Annotated in this window: 16 protein-coding genes and 1 pseudogene; 10 read left to right on the plus strand and 7 right to left on the minus strand. The window is 59.6% G+C overall.

The window, feature by feature from the left end; all coding sequences use genetic code 11:
• Positions 1 to 24: 24 nt before the first annotated feature.
• The 4 genes from D1646_RS15915 to D1646_RS15930 all read right to left on the minus strand — a co-directional run bounded on the left by D1646_RS15915 (position 25) and on the right by D1646_RS15930 (position 3,152).
• Positions 25 to 1,716, minus strand: a complete 1,692-nt coding sequence (locus D1646_RS15915; protein ID WP_160637415.1) for an FAD-dependent oxidoreductase — start codon at positions 1,714 to 1,716, stop codon at positions 25 to 27.
• On the minus strand, positions 1,713 to 2,297 hold the full coding sequence (locus D1646_RS15920; protein ID WP_160637416.1) for a 4Fe-4S binding protein: 585 nt from the start codon (positions 2,295 to 2,297) through the stop codon (positions 1,713 to 1,715). Before D1646_RS15920 ends, D1646_RS15915 begins: the two co-directional genes overlap by 4 nt.
• Positions 2,294 to 2,500: a 4Fe-4S binding protein gene (locus D1646_RS15925; protein WP_160637417.1), complete on the minus strand. Its 207-nt coding sequence runs from the start codon at positions 2,498 to 2,500 to the stop codon at positions 2,294 to 2,296. Before D1646_RS15925 ends, D1646_RS15920 begins: the two co-directional genes overlap by 4 nt.
• Positions 2,501 to 2,762: 262 nt before the next feature.
• The gene (locus D1646_RS15930) at positions 2,763 to 3,152 is read right to left on the minus strand and encodes a hypothetical protein (RefSeq protein WP_160637418.1); all 390 of its coding nucleotides are present in this window, start codon (positions 3,150 to 3,152) and stop codon (positions 2,763 to 2,765) included.
• Positions 3,153 to 3,325: 173 nt separating this feature from the next.
• Between D1646_RS15930 and D1646_RS15935 the strand changes: the two genes are divergently transcribed.
• From D1646_RS15935 to D1646_RS15975, 9 genes are all read left to right on the plus strand, one after another.
• Positions 3,326 to 4,333 (plus strand): WYL domain-containing protein, encoded by a 1,008-nt coding sequence (locus D1646_RS15935; protein WP_160637419.1) that lies wholly within the window; start codon positions 3,326 to 3,328, stop codon positions 4,331 to 4,333.
• 40 nt (positions 4,334 to 4,373) lie between these two features.
• Complete coding sequence (locus D1646_RS15940) at positions 4,374 to 5,783, plus strand: PD-(D/E)XK nuclease family protein (protein WP_279279952.1); 1,410 nt, start codon at positions 4,374 to 4,376, stop codon at positions 5,781 to 5,783.
• A gap of 218 nt (positions 5,784 to 6,001) precedes the next feature.
• Positions 6,002 to 6,622, plus strand: a complete 621-nt coding sequence (locus D1646_RS15945) for a nucleotidyltransferase family protein (protein WP_160637421.1) — start codon at positions 6,002 to 6,004, stop codon at positions 6,620 to 6,622.
• Positions 6,607 to 7,071: an XdhC family protein gene (locus D1646_RS15950; protein WP_160637422.1), complete on the plus strand. Its 465-nt coding sequence runs from the start codon at positions 6,607 to 6,609 to the stop codon at positions 7,069 to 7,071. The genes D1646_RS15945 and D1646_RS15950 overlap by 16 nt, the downstream gene beginning before the upstream one ends.
• Positions 7,072 to 7,089: 18 nt before the next feature.
• Entirely contained in the window at positions 7,090 to 7,578 is a 489-nt protein-coding gene (locus D1646_RS15955; RefSeq protein ID WP_160637423.1) for an XdhC family protein, read from the plus strand.
• A complete protein-coding gene (locus D1646_RS15960) occupies positions 7,565 to 8,113 on the plus strand; it encodes a hypothetical protein (RefSeq protein WP_160637424.1) in 549 nt (182 codons plus the stop codon). The genes D1646_RS15955 and D1646_RS15960 overlap by 14 nt, the downstream gene beginning before the upstream one ends.
• Positions 8,088 to 8,576, plus strand: a complete 489-nt coding sequence (gene moaC, locus D1646_RS15965; protein ID WP_160637425.1) for a cyclic pyranopterin monophosphate synthase MoaC — start codon at positions 8,088 to 8,090, stop codon at positions 8,574 to 8,576. Before D1646_RS15960 ends, moaC begins: the two co-directional genes overlap by 26 nt.
• Positions 8,573 to 9,337 (plus strand): radical SAM protein, encoded by a 765-nt coding sequence (locus tag D1646_RS15970; protein ID WP_160637426.1) that lies wholly within the window; start codon positions 8,573 to 8,575, stop codon positions 9,335 to 9,337. The genes moaC and D1646_RS15970 overlap by 4 nt, the downstream gene beginning before the upstream one ends.
• Positions 9,300 to 9,755: a tetratricopeptide repeat protein gene (locus tag D1646_RS15975; RefSeq protein ID WP_160637427.1), complete on the plus strand. Its 456-nt coding sequence runs from the start codon at positions 9,300 to 9,302 to the stop codon at positions 9,753 to 9,755. The genes D1646_RS15970 and D1646_RS15975 overlap by 38 nt, the downstream gene beginning before the upstream one ends.
• A 141-nt stretch (positions 9,756 to 9,896) precedes the next feature.
• On the opposite strand, the gene D1646_RS15980 is transcribed toward D1646_RS15975, so the two are convergent.
• Both D1646_RS15980 and D1646_RS15985 read right to left on the minus strand, forming a co-directional pair.
• Entirely contained in the window at positions 9,897 to 10,382 is a 486-nt protein-coding gene (locus D1646_RS15980; protein WP_160637428.1) for an aromatic amino acid lyase, read from the minus strand.
• Between the two features lie 19 nt (positions 10,383 to 10,401).
• Positions 10,402 to 11,538, minus strand: coding sequence for an aromatic amino acid lyase (locus D1646_RS15985; RefSeq protein WP_160637429.1), 1,137 nt, complete (start codon positions 11,536 to 11,538; stop codon positions 10,402 to 10,404).
• A 434-nt stretch (positions 11,539 to 11,972) separates the two neighbouring features.
• Here D1646_RS15985 and D1646_RS15990 point away from each other — a divergent pair, with 434 nt between their 5' ends.
• The gene (locus D1646_RS15990) at positions 11,973 to 12,467 is read left to right on the plus strand and encodes a ParB/RepB/Spo0J family partition protein (RefSeq protein WP_243154198.1); all 495 of its coding nucleotides are present in this window, start codon (positions 11,973 to 11,975) and stop codon (positions 12,465 to 12,467) included.
• A gap of 51 nt (positions 12,468 to 12,518) precedes the next feature.
• Here the strand turns inward: D1646_RS15990 and D1646_RS24005 are convergent.
• A pseudogene (locus tag D1646_RS24005) lies at positions 12,519 to 12,607 on the minus strand (ATP-binding protein); the annotation flags it as partial.

Genomic DNA, 12,607 nt, shown 5'->3' on the forward strand with positions numbered 1-12,607 from the left:
CTGCTTGAGCTGACGGCGCTTCGCTTATCGGTCCATGCCGCAGGCGGAGGCGGATTCCGCCAGACAGCGGTCATGGGTTACCGTGTCATAGAAACGGAAGCCCCCGGCGAAGTTATACGCCTCATAACCATACCCGCTCAAAATCTGGCAGGCGATATAGCTGCGCAGGCCGCTCTGGCAGATCACATAGACCGGCTTGCCCCGCTCCACCTCATCCAGCCGCTCCCGCAATTCGTCTACAGGAATGTGGAGAAAACCGTCGATATGTCCGGCGGAGTACTCGCCCACCGTCCTGACGTCCAGCAGGGTTACGCTTCCGTCCCGGGGCAGACGGTTCAGATCCTCCAAAAGCCACTGCTTGAGAATCCCCTGTTTGATGTTGTCAGCCATGAAGCCGGCCATATTTACCGGGTCCTTGGCGGAGGAATAGGGCGGTGCGTAGGCCAGGTCCAGGTCCTTCAGTTCAGTGGCGTTCAGCCCGGCGTGGATTGCGGTGGCCAGCACATCAATGCGCTTATCCACGCCCTCATAGCCCACGATCTGGGCGCCCAGGAGACGATAGGTCCCTTTCTCAAAGACCACTTTCATGGTCATCAGCTTGCCGCCGGGGTAGTAGCCGGCGTGGCTCATGGGGGAGAGAATGACCTTATCCACATCCAGCCCCGCCTTTTTGGCGTGGGTTTCGTTGACACCGGTGACAGCGGCGGTCATGTCGAATACTTTTATGACGCTGCTGCCCTGAGAGCCGGGATAGCGGCTGTCACCGCCGCAGATGTTGCCGGCGGCGATGCGCCCCTGCCGGTTAGCGGGGCCCGCCAGGGAGATCAGCGCATCCTGCCCGGTGACAAAGTGTTTCACCTGGACCGCGTCCCCCACGGCGTAGATATCTGGAATGGAAGTCTCCATCCGGTCGTTTACCACGATGCTTCCCTTGATGCCCAGCTCCAGGCCCGCCTCCTTGGCCAGGGCGGTGTCCGGAGTGACGCCGATGGCCAGCACCACCATGTCGGCGTGGAGGGGAGCTTCATCCTTTAGCAGTACGTCCACCCCGCTGCCGTTCTCCGAGAAACCCTCCACCGTGCGGCCCAGGACCAGCTTGACGCCGTGCCTGCGCATTTCATTGTGGATGAACGCGGCCATATCCGGGTCAAAGGGGTTCATCAGCTGCCGGGGCCGCTGGACAATGGTGACCTCTATCCCCAGTTCCCGCAGGTTTTCCGCCAGCTCCAGACCGATGAAGCCGCCGCCGGCCAGCACCGCCGATTTGGGGTGGTGCGTGTGGACGTGTTCCTTGATGCGGAAGGTATCCTCCACCGTCCGCAGGGTGAACACCCGGTCCAGTCCAACCCCCGGGAGCCTGGGCTGGGTGGGCTGGGCCCCAGGAGAGAGGAGCAGTTTGTCGTAGCTCTCCTCGAACACCTCCCCCGTCTCCAAATTTTTCACAGAGACGGTCTTCTGGTCCGGGTGAATGGCCGTGACCTCGTGGCGCACCTTCATATTAACCCGGAAACGGGAAAAGAAGCTCTCGGGTGTCTGCAAGGTCAGCGCGGACGGGTCAGTGATCACGTCCCCAATATAGTAGGGCAGGCCGCAGTTGGCGTAAGAAATATACCCCGACCGCTCAAACACCACAATCTCTGCCTGTTCGTCCAGCCTGCGGATGCGGGCCGCCGCCGTAGCGCCCCCGGCCACACCGCCTACGATGACAACTTTCATCTTGTTCCATCCTTTCCGCTTTTCGCCTTGCAGATCAGCTGCGTCATGGTGCCCATGGGGCAGTAGACACACCAGCTGCGGGGCTTAAACAAAACCATTGTGAACAGTCCAAGGACTGTAGAGGTCAGCATTACGCTGTAAAACCCAAACGCAAACTGGGCCACGCCGGGATGAAAGAGCGTTCCGTGGTAGGCCCAGTGCCAAGGCAGCTTAAAGGTCCAGAGCAGGGTCACCACCTGCCGCAGATTCTGGACGCCTGCAAAGACCAGATAAGTATTCCACAGCATCTGGAAAAACATGACAAAGAAGAAAGCCAAAAAGCCATAGCGGAACCCTTTCCTTTTCATCCATCCGGGAATATCCTGTTTTCGGGACAGGCCGAACCGTCCGCCCAACAGGCCGAAGATCTGTCCCCGGCCGCAGTAACGGTTGCAGTAGCCCTTTGTGCCGCATACAGCAGAAATAATCAGGGGGATGAAGAAGAACACCAGTCCCAGCCAGGCGAACAGAATGTTGAAGAAACCCAACGCCAGATAGGTCAGCTCGACGATCCACAGGTAATCATACCAACGCTTTTTCATGCCTGTACCTCCTGAATCTCAATGACAGAGGCCGGACACTCCTTCGCGCATTTTCCGCAGCCCACGCATCGTTCCGCGTTGACCGCCGCCCGGATTCCGCGCCAAATCTGGATGGCGGACAGAGGGCATACCTTTACACAGCAGCCGCAGGCAACACAGGCATTTTCATCCACAACAGCCCTGCGTTTTTTTCGTGTTGTCATACCGCACCTCCCAATTTAATGAGAGAATTATATCAAAATGGCTCTATGAGTACCGTGATAAAATCACACAGGGGGGAGAACCCTTACAAAGCTGGGCAGTGTCAATTTTGATGGCACTCCCCAGGATGGTTACACTTTGCAGCCTGGTGCAACCCCAGAAAGCTTTGCGCCCAATTTTTGTGGCGTCCTCCGGGATCGTCACATCCCCGCCACAGCCGGCATACTTGGCCACAACGCCGCTTATAGATGTGGAAAAAAGGGTTTAGCCATGTACATCCTCCGGGAAAATTCGAATTTCGCTGCATTGGTCCGCCAGACTGTTGGGCACATGAATCACGATGGTTTCCGCCAGCTCTTTTCCCAGGAAAGAGAAGGCGTCCAGCAGCTCTTCCGTGCCGAGAAGGTCCGGCAGGGATATATCCCAGGCCCCGTTCTCTTCCGTGTAAAGGTACTTCGGCAGGGGCATGTCCAAATCCTCGCCTTTCAGCGTATAATAAGTGGCGCCGCACCGGAACATCCCCCAAGGCGGGTGTTCCGTGTGCTCATTTCCCGCTGTGCCCGCCGGTTTGCCGAACCGTTTGCTCAGGACAATGGGGTCAAGGATCAAGTCCTCGTCCTTCAGAATATCATAAGCGGTGCTGTTTCGGAACATCCCCCAGTCCTGGCTTGCCGTGCGCACGTTTCCCGCCGCGGCCACCGGCTTGCCTGACCGTTGGCCAATGGCAAGGATTTTGAGGATCAAGTCTTCGCCGGTGTGCTTGTTTTTGTACTGCCTCCGTGATATAATCCCCACAAAAGAAAGAGCCCGAGAGGAGGGAGCGCAGTATGTCCCCACATCTGATCCCCATCCGCCTCTATCAGATCCTGGAGGAGCACAGTGACCAGGAGCATCCCCTTTCCATGGGAGAGCTGCGGCGTCTGCTCCGAGTGGAGTATGGCGTGAGCTGTGACCGGCGGACCATCTACGGGGCGCTGGACAGCCTGCGATACGCGGGCTGTGACATTCCGGAGTTTCAAGACAGCAGGGAGGGCTATGTTCTTCTCTCACGAACACTGGAGCCGGCGGAGGTCCGCCTGCTGCTGGACTGCGCCGCCGCTTTTTCCGGGATTGGGGAGCGGCAGTATTGGGACCTGGAGCGGAAGCTCCTCCGGGGGCTGAGCCTTCATCAGCGGAAGCTCTGCCGCCCCCTGTCTCTGCCCACAGGCTACCGGGGCCTGAACCGGGGGGTTTTGCTGGCCGTGGAGGTGCTGGAGGAAGCGATTTCCGCCCGATGTCAGGTCACCTTTCAGTATATGGAGTATGGTATGGACAAAAAGCTCCGCCCCCGCCGGGAACGGCTCTATCAGGTCCATCCCTACGGCCTCTGCTTTGCCAACGGGAACTACTACCTGATCTGCCGCTATTCGGGCTATGAAGCATTGAGCCACTACCGCGTTGACCGCATCCAAAATCCCGCCGTCCTGCCCGGGGAGCCGGTGGAGCCTCTGCCGTCCGGCATCGACCTGCCGCGCTATGTACGGGAGCGGGTCTATCAAATTTCGGGGCAGAGCATCCAGGCGGTCCTTCTCTGTGAAAACAGCCTTCTCAGCGACGTATTGGACCGTTTTGGAATGGAGACCGGTATCCGTCCCCATGAGGATGGAAATTTTACAGCCACGGTGACCGCGGAGCCGGAGGGCCTGAAGCTGTGGGCCATGCAGTACATGGAGCGCTGCGAGGTCCGGGAGCCCGGCTGGCTGCGGCAGCAGATGGAGCGTTTCTTCTTGGAGGGGTTGTCGCTCTATCAGGGCTCAGAGGCCCAGGAGTCCGCAGGCGGGGAGCGGGAACGCTGAACCCATGGAATGGATAAAACAGCGAAAAGGAGAGGACGAGATGAACGAAGACGGAACGCTCATCCGCATATTTCCAGCCCTGAGCGGACGCAGTCTGACCGTAGAAGATATGGATCTGGAGGCCGCTGTGCGAAACGCCCTGAAGGGGAGCGGCATCCATACCGTGGACCGGTTATTGCAGCTGAGCGGACCGGAGCTGCTCCGGATTTTCCCGAACCGGAAGCTCCGCAGCTATGAGGATGTGATTCACTGTCTGGTCTGCCTGTCGGAGGAGGCGGATGGGAGGGGTACTGGCGTTTTAGATTGCTTATCTGAGCAAGATATGGGAAATGTGTTAGAACAACAGAATATATTGGATGAGCCCTGCAAAACATTCAATGTTTTTCAGGCTGCGGGGATTTGGAAATCGGAGGAGATCCATACAAGCGTGATTGCGGAGCTGATGAACCCTCAGAGCGCCTTCCACAACATGGGCGCAGTCTTTCTGGGGAAGTTTTTGCGGAAGCTTGGCGTAGAACTGTCAAAGGAAGAACTGGAGAAGGGGGAGGTGAAAACGGAGGTCCCCACTGATCAGGGCAGACGCATTGATATGGTGATTTCTACGGAACGCCTGTATCTCCCTTTTGAGGTGAAGATTTGGGCATGCGATCAGGACGCACAGCTTTGGGATTACTATACATTTGCGAAGAAACAAGGAAAAGAAGTGCCCCATGTCTATTACCTGACCACGGACGGACATGAGCCCAGCCCACAGAGCCGTACAAACCCGTTGAATGACAAGGAGCAATTGTCAGATGAACAGATCTGCCTGCTGTCATTCCAGGGGCATATTCTCCGCTGGCTGGAGGACTGCATGAAAGAGCCGGGCCTCCCCTCGGATGTGCTGGAAACGATGAAACAGCTGCGCGACAACATTCAGGGCGGACCGAATGCTCAGGTCCGGTCCGGTGTTCAGCGCAAATGCTTTTCCAAATGGGCGAAACAGGATGTGCTCGACGCCCTTTATCAGAAGCTCTTAACCTACGACCTCCCGTGGACGGAATGCACCCCCGCCTATATGACGCTAACTCTGAACAAGATGAAATTTGGAACGGCGTCTTTGGAGTTTGCGCTGCGAATCAAAAAAGAACGCGTGAAACAAGAGTGCGAGGAGCGAGTGCGGCTGTACCTGATCTGCGGCTTGACGCAAGAAGGGGGGAAACCCGATTATGCTGCCGCAGGCGATTACATTTCAGAACATCATGAGGCGTTTAGAACGCTGCTGAAAGCCACCTTTGCGGAGGGCGGCAATACACTTGAGCTCAAGACTGATCCGGTAAAAAGCGCCTGGAACCGGCTGCCAGAAAAGGCCTGCTATCAGGGTCTGGACGCGGACGGCTGCTGTCATGAGATCGAGAACCTCTTGAAGCACTTGACCCCGGAGTCGGTCAAACTCTTCAGGAAGCGCTGATTTCATCCGTGCTTCCTGAAACATTTCCCATGTTGACGGAATTGATTGTGATTAAAACGCGAAGGGATTGATCCGGTTGGAGCAGCTCCAGGCGGCTGCCGTTGAATAAACGTTGAATCCGCGGTCAACTGCGCCGCTTTCACAGACTGTGCGGTTGACAGGGCGGAAATTTCTGTAATACGATTTTTGTAAATACAAGGGAGGAAAGGGGATACGCTGTGGCCGTTTCCGCTGTCATCGCCGCCGCCGGTCTGTCTGCCCGGATGAGGGACTTTAAGCCTCTATTCAGCCTGGGCGGCTCGACGATCATCCACCACACCGTCGATGTGCTGCGCACCGTGGGCGCGGCTCCCATCCTGGTGGTAACCGGGTATCAAAGTGCCGTTTTGGAACGGCACTTAGTTTCCAAGGACGTTATGTTTTTAAAAAATGAACGCTTTGCCCAAACCGATATGCTGACTTCCCTTCAGCTGGGGCTGAACGCCCTCCCCTCTGATACTGAGCGGGTGTTTCTCAGCCCTGCGGACGTACCGCTGGTGTCGTCAGATACCTTGCGGCAGATGCTGGCCGTCACCGGCCAGGTGGTGTGCCCGCTGTATCAGGGGCGGCAGGGTCACCCCCTCCTTGTGGACCAGGAGGCGGTCAGGCAGATCCTTCACTGGGAGGGGCCCGGCGGGCTCCGGGGGCTGCTTGATACCGGGGCGTTGGAGACCGTTCGGATCGAGACCGGGGACCCGGGCATTCGGATGGATGCCGATACCCCGGAGGACTATCAGCGTCTGCTGCAATATCAGGCCAGGCTCCGGGGCACGGCGACCTGCGCATGGATCTCCAATTGAATATCGGGATGGAGGAGCTGTTTCTCACCACGGAAAATATTCAGCTGCTGGATATGATCGGCCAGACCGGCTCCATTCAGAACGCCTGTGCCTGTATGCTGGTCTCTGGCCGGGGTCTGCTGGCCGGGACGGTGGGGGGCGGGGCGGTAGAACACCGCTGCATCACCGCTGCCCGGGAGCGGCTGGGCACGGCCCATCCGGAGCAGTACAGCTTTGACCTGACCCCGGAGGACAAGGCCGGCCTGGGGATGGTGTGCGGCGGAGCGGTCCGTGACCACATTCTGCCCATCTCCGCTGGGAACCCCGCCGCCCTGGCCCTGTGCCGGGAGGCAGCGGAGCACTTTGCTCGCGGCACGCCCTTCTGGCTGGCCCTCTGGACAGAACAAAAAGGGCTTTCCACCGGCCCGGAAATCCGGACAGTGGACGGCCGGGAGTGGTTTGTGGAGTAGCTCCAGCACCCTGGGCAGGTGTATATCTTTGGCGGCGGCCATGTGGCCCAGGCGCTGGTCCCCGTACTGACGCCGCTGGATTTCCCCTGCGTGGTGGTGGAGGACCGGGCGGAATTTGCCCGCCGGGAGCTGTTTCCCACAGCCAGGGAGGTGCGGCTGGCGGAATTTTCCGACCCGGCAGTCTACGCCGCCATAACAGAGGACGACTACCTGTGCATCATGACCCGGGGCCACCAGAACGACCTGCTGGTGGAGGAGATGGCCCTGCACACCCCCGCCCGGTACATCGGCCTGATTGGCAGCGCCCGCAAATCGGCGGCGGCCTTCGAGGCGCTGAGGGAAAAGAGATTTTCCAACGGGGAGCTAAGGCGCATCGTAACCCCCATCGGTCTGCCGCTGGGCGGGCGGACTCCGGCAGAGATCGCCATCTCCATTGCCGCCCAGCTGATCCAGTACCGGTCCGGGCTGGTGCCAAAGGAGAGGAGAGGGTTCCATGACGTTGATTGAGACCCGGAACGCCGTGGGCCATGTGCTGTGCCACGACCTGACCCAAATCATTCCCGGCGTCTCCAAGGGGGCCCGCTTCCGGAAGGGGCACGTGGTGACGGAGGAGGATATCCCGGTGCTGCTGTCCATGGGGAAGGAGCACCTGTATGTGTGGGAGCGGGGGCCGGGCGTCCTCCATGAGGACGAGGCCGCTCTCCGCCTGTGCGCCCTGTGCCGGAACGAATTTATGACGGCCTCCCAGGTCCGGGAGGGCAAAATCGAGCTGACCGCCCAGCGGGCAGGGCTGTTTCGGGTGAACCTCCCCCGGCTCCATGGGGTCAACGACCAGGAGGAGATCATCATCGCAACCCGCCATACGGACACCGCCGTGCAGCCGGGGGACAAGCTGGCGGGAATGCGGGTCATCCCCCTGGTAATTGAGGAGGAGAAGCTGAGAAAAGCGGAGGAGCGGGCGGGGGAGAAGCCCATTATCCGGTTTGCCCCTTTGGCAAAGGGGGAGGAGTTTGAGGATGGAGCCTGTATTCAACCATTTTGACGCCCGGGGCAACGCCGTGATGGTAGATGTGTCGGAAAAGGCGTCCACCAGCCGGACGGTCGTTGCCCAGGGGAGCATCTCGGTCTGTCCGGAGGTGTTTCAGGCCATTACAGAGGGGACGGCGGCCAAGGGGGATGTGCTGGGCGTGGCCCGGGTGGCGGGAATTATGGCCGCCAAAAACACCGCCGGTCTGATTCCGCTGTGTCACCCCCTGGCGTTGTCCCATCTGGCGGTGGACTTTACCTGCAAGGCGGAGACGCACACCATTCAGGCCCGATGTACCGCCCGGACCACCGGGCAGACCGGGGTTGAGATGGAGGCGCTGACCGGCGTCTCCGCCGCCCTGCTCACCATTTACGATATGTGCAAGGCCATGGACCGGGGGATGGTGCTGTCCGAGATCCGCCTGGTCTACAAGGACGGCGGAAAATCAGGGGTGTTCTCCCAGGAGGAGACACCATGACAGACGGGCGGAACCGGGACGTCTCCTATCTGCGGCTGTCCGTCACCGACCGGTGCAATCTGCGCTGTACCTACTGTATGCCGGCGGAGGGCGTCCCCGCACTGGCTCACAGCGATATGCTCAGCTATGAGGAGCTGCTGCGCCTGGCCCGCCTCTTCGCCCGGCTGGGGACACGGCGGGTCCGGCTCACCGGCGGGGAGCCATTGGTGCGCAAAAATCTGGAGCGGCTGGTCGCCGGGCTGAAGGAGGCTCCCGGCATCGAGTGGGTGGGGCTGACCACCAATGGCGTGCTGCTGAAGGAGCAGCTGCCGGCCCTGCTGAGCGCCGGGCTGGATGGCGTCAATCTCAGTCTGGACACCCTGGACCGGGCGCAGTATCGGGTCATAACCCGGCGGGATGCCCTGCACCAGGTGCTGGAGGGGCTGGAGGCGGCCCGTTCCTGTTCCGGGCTGCGGGTGAAGCTCAACTGCGTCCCCACCGGAGTGAACCGGAAACAAGGCGGTGATGGAACATCACCTGTCCATTGGCAGGGCCCTTTTGACGGGAAAGGAGCATTCCGCGGAGTACGGCGTCTATCTGTGTCTGCTGGGGCTGCTGCGGCTGATGCAGGGCCAGTATCCCCGGGCCCGGGAGATCATGGAGCGGTCGATTCAGACCTTCCAGGCCCTGGATTCGGATATGGACGGCCAGTATGCGATCAATATTGCGGGGGCCTACAACTATATGGCGGAGACCTACCGCCTGGAGGGCCGGTATCCTGAGGCGTTCCACTGCTACGATCAGGCGATAGCCTACAACCGGAGCCGGGGCTACTACCCGGGCGCGGCTGTGATCTATACCAACTACGGGGTGGCCGCCTACCAGAGCGGACAGAAAGCAGAGGCACGAAAGCTGTTCCGCTACGCGGTGGACATCTACACCGACTCCCACGAGTACAGCGGATATCCCATCGCCCTGTCCTACCTGGCCCTCTACGACGCCCAGGAGGACCGCTTCGACCGTGCCGCCCAACAGCTGCGGGATGCGCTGCGGCTGAGCGAGACCATCGCCTCCCCGTGGTGGAAGGGGATAACCCTCTATATGGCCTGGAAGATCCGCCGCCTGATGGGGGAGCGCGGCCAGACAAATGAGGCCCTGGAGACCTTCTGGCCCGCCTCCGAAGAGGAGCACTGCCGGTAGTGCCTGTCCTGTCTGTATCAGCTCCAGCCCCGCGTCGAGACAGAGTAGATGGAGCGGGAGCTGAAACGGATCACCGGTGAACCGTAAAAATCCCACCCCGACGGTACAAAACAGTCGGGGCGAGATTTTTATATGGTACGTTTATCGGGAACAGCGGGCCAACATGGCGGCGAGGACACAGGCGCTCTCCGCCGCCTTTTCTGCGGCAGTGTAGCTGAACTCCACGTGGTCCTCCTGACCGCCCTTGGTGGGGATGGAATCCCCGCTGACCTGCATAGCCAGGGTGGCCAGCCGCTGCCACAGGATGGCCGGCGCCCCCTGCTTCAGCAGCCCGCGCCCCAGCTCCGCCATAACGGTGCTGAGCAGGTCCATGGAGTAGCCCACCTGGGTATTGCTGTAGTTGCAGCCCATAACGGCCTCAAACTGGCCGTCCGACCCTTCAAACAGGAGGGGATTGTCGCAGGTGATGTTGTTTTCCTGTTCCAGAATCTGACCGATCCAGTTGACGGTCTCCTGGACGGCGCGGGCCCGCGGTGCCGGAAGGGCTGGAAGGCACTGAGGGAGCAGACCGGAAAATTGCAGGAACGCGGTGACCGCGATGGCCTGTGTCATGGTGGAGCCGTTCATCTGGGCCAGAACTTCCTTCTTATCGCAGCTGGCCCACCGCGTCCTCTGTGGCGGACAGCAGAGCGCCCTCCTGGAGCAGCGCCAGGGCGGCCATCATGTCCGGGGCCATAAACCGGTTCTCCATGAGTACAGCTACCTGCCGGCGCAGACAGCGGTGGGTGGCTTGCGTCCCCCGCCCAAAGGAGAACTGAGGCAAGACGGCGGCCACCACATCCATACCTTGGGCGGCCATCAGAATCTCCACCGCCAGTACCCGCTCGGCCAGTTCAATGGCCTTCAGCGTCTTGCACAGGGAGAGATAGGCGGTGCTCTCCCCCTCCACCCGGAGCAGAGGAGCCGGCAGGGTCAGCAGCTTCAGCTCCGCCACCAGCGCGGCCTGTGTGGATTGCACCACCGGGAAGCCGTGGTTGATCCCTACGCCCCCCAACACCAGGTTCATGGGCAGGCCGTAGGAGAGGTGGGTGTCGTTGAGGCGGAAGGCCCGCCGTTCGCTGATATGAGCCAGGTCGGCCAGAGCGGTCAGCAGAGCGGACAAAGCCAGCTCCGTGCGGGCCATAAAAGGCTCACCCTCCCCAATGTCGGCCTCGATTTGCTTCCAGGCAAAGGAGAACACGTCCCGCACACCTCCGTGGGTCTGAGGCGTGGCCCGGACGCAGATGGCATCCTGGACGCGAGGGGCCTTGTCGTAGCCAAAGGCGAAGCGCCCTCTGTCGCAGGTCATGTCAGAGCCATCGGTCAGCCGGCGGATATTTTCTGCACAGTCGATCTGTCCCGGATAGGGGCGGGCCAGCTGGTGGAGACGGTCGTCAAAAGCGCCCAGCTCCCCCCGAATTGCCTCCAGATTCATGGCGGCCGCCAGATCGGAATAGCGCAGCAGGCGGTCAGTGCGGGTCAGCACCAGCCCTCCCAGAGCACACAGGACAGCCCAGCCGCTTTCCAAACGCTCTTGTTGCTGCCGGGGCAGCTCCAGCCCTTTCTCCTGCAGCATCTGGAGAAGGGAAACCCCCAGGTCTCTCTCAGTGCCGCGCTCCACTCCGGAAATGGCCCCGGATACCGCAGCCAGATCCAGCTTCTCCACAGGGGGGATTTGCGCGATCAGATGATTCCACAGCTCTTGGGATAAGGGGATGCCCGCAGCGCCGTCTGTCCAAACCATGTCATTTTTCCCCCTTACGAAGTGATGTATAAAAGCGCTAATCTGATAAAACACAGTTTGAACCCCAATATATTGTCAGCCATCAGGAACTTTTATAGGATGTTATTAAATCCCCCGAACCCATTGAAAACACAAGGATTTAAGCAAGTCAATAACTCAATCCCTGTTATCCGGTCCTGCCCCCTTTTAAGGGCTTCGTGGGAGCTGGCAAGGGAAAAATCGAGGGAAGATATAGGATTTTGGAGCGTCAAGGATAAGGCAAGCGTGGGCTGTCGTGATGTGACCAACCAACAAACTTGCCCCCTATATCAGCCCAAAACTTCATACAAGACAGGAAAACGGACATCGGAAGATGCCCGTTTTTTCATTCTCAGGAGGTGAGAAATTTTGAACAGCCCCAACACCACCCGTTCAAAGTGAGGGATGATGAAGCCATGAAGGAGACCACGGAGAGCGTGAAAGAGTATGGTGTGCTGACCCCGGCCATTGTCCGGCCCCGCGAGAAGGGCGGCTATGAGATCATGGCGGGCCACCGCCGTAAACATGCCTGTGAGCTGGCTGGCCTGCCCGCTCTGCCCGCCCTGGTCCGTAATCTGGACGATGACACCGCCACCATTCTGATGGTGGACAGCAATATCCAGCGCCTGCCCAGCGAGAGGGCGCAGACGTACAAGATGAAGCTGGAAGCCATCAAGTGGCGCGGAGCGAGGACAGATTTAACTTCGCCGAATAATTCGGCGAATTTCCGCAGCGATGATGAAATCGGCGCGGCGATGGGTATGAACGGCGATACCGTCCGCAGCTACATTTCTCTTACCCAGCTGGTCCCGGGGCTTCAGCAGATGGTGGATGATAAGAGTGACCCCGGCCTATCAGATCGCCGCCTTGAAGCCGGAGGAACAGGTGTCAACGCCAATTTGAAATTGTAAGAAAACGCCGAAGAAATTTTGTAGTTTTTCGGCGGGGGGGGGGTAAGAAAACTAAGCGTTTCTTTGCTCAAAAAGAGTGTTCACGATTTGCTGTTTCTGACGCATAAATTCCTTGCGTTCTTTCAAGCGGTAAGACTTAC

The organism is Pseudoflavonifractor sp. 60 (assembly GCF_009911645.1).
In the GTDB taxonomy this organism is placed as follows: Bacteria; Bacillota; Clostridia; order Oscillospirales; family Oscillospiraceae; genus Lawsonibacter.

Coding starts and splice junctions, on each gene's coding strand:
- D1646_RS15915 (WP_160637415.1), bottom strand. CDS start 1,716: ATGAAAGTTGTCATCGTAGGCGGTGTGGCCGGGGGCGCTACGGCGGCG.
- D1646_RS15920 (WP_160637416.1), bottom strand. CDS start 2,297: ATGAAAAAGCGTTGGTATGATTACCTGTGGATCGTCGAGCTGACCTAT.
- D1646_RS15925 (WP_160637417.1), bottom strand. CDS start 2,500: ATGACAACACGAAAAAAACGCAGGGCTGTTGTGGATGAAAATGCCTGT.
- D1646_RS15930 (WP_160637418.1), bottom strand. CDS start 3,152: ATGTTCCGAAACAGCACCGCTTATGATATTCTGAAGGACGAGGACTTG.
- D1646_RS15935 (WP_160637419.1), top strand. CDS start 3,326: ATGTCCCCACATCTGATCCCCATCCGCCTCTATCAGATCCTGGAGGAG.
- D1646_RS15940 (WP_279279952.1), top strand. CDS start 4,374: ATGAACGAAGACGGAACGCTCATCCGCATATTTCCAGCCCTGAGCGGA.
- D1646_RS15950 (WP_160637422.1), top strand. CDS start 6,607: ATGGATCTCCAATTGAATATCGGGATGGAGGAGCTGTTTCTCACCACG.
- D1646_RS15960 (WP_160637424.1), top strand. CDS start 7,565: ATGACGTTGATTGAGACCCGGAACGCCGTGGGCCATGTGCTGTGCCAC.
- moaC (WP_160637425.1), top strand. CDS start 8,088: ATGGAGCCTGTATTCAACCATTTTGACGCCCGGGGCAACGCCGTGATG.
- D1646_RS15970 (WP_160637426.1), top strand. CDS start 8,573: ATGACAGACGGGCGGAACCGGGACGTCTCCTATCTGCGGCTGTCCGTC.
- D1646_RS15975 (WP_160637427.1), top strand. CDS start 9,300: ATGGCGGAGACCTACCGCCTGGAGGGCCGGTATCCTGAGGCGTTCCAC.
- D1646_RS15980 (WP_160637428.1), bottom strand. CDS start 10,382: ATGAACGGCTCCACCATGACACAGGCCATCGCGGTCACCGCGTTCCTG.
- D1646_RS15985 (WP_160637429.1), bottom strand. CDS start 11,538: ATGGTTTGGACAGACGGCGCTGCGGGCATCCCCTTATCCCAAGAGCTG.
- D1646_RS15990 (WP_243154198.1), top strand. CDS start 11,973: ATGAAGGAGACCACGGAGAGCGTGAAAGAGTATGGTGTGCTGACCCCG.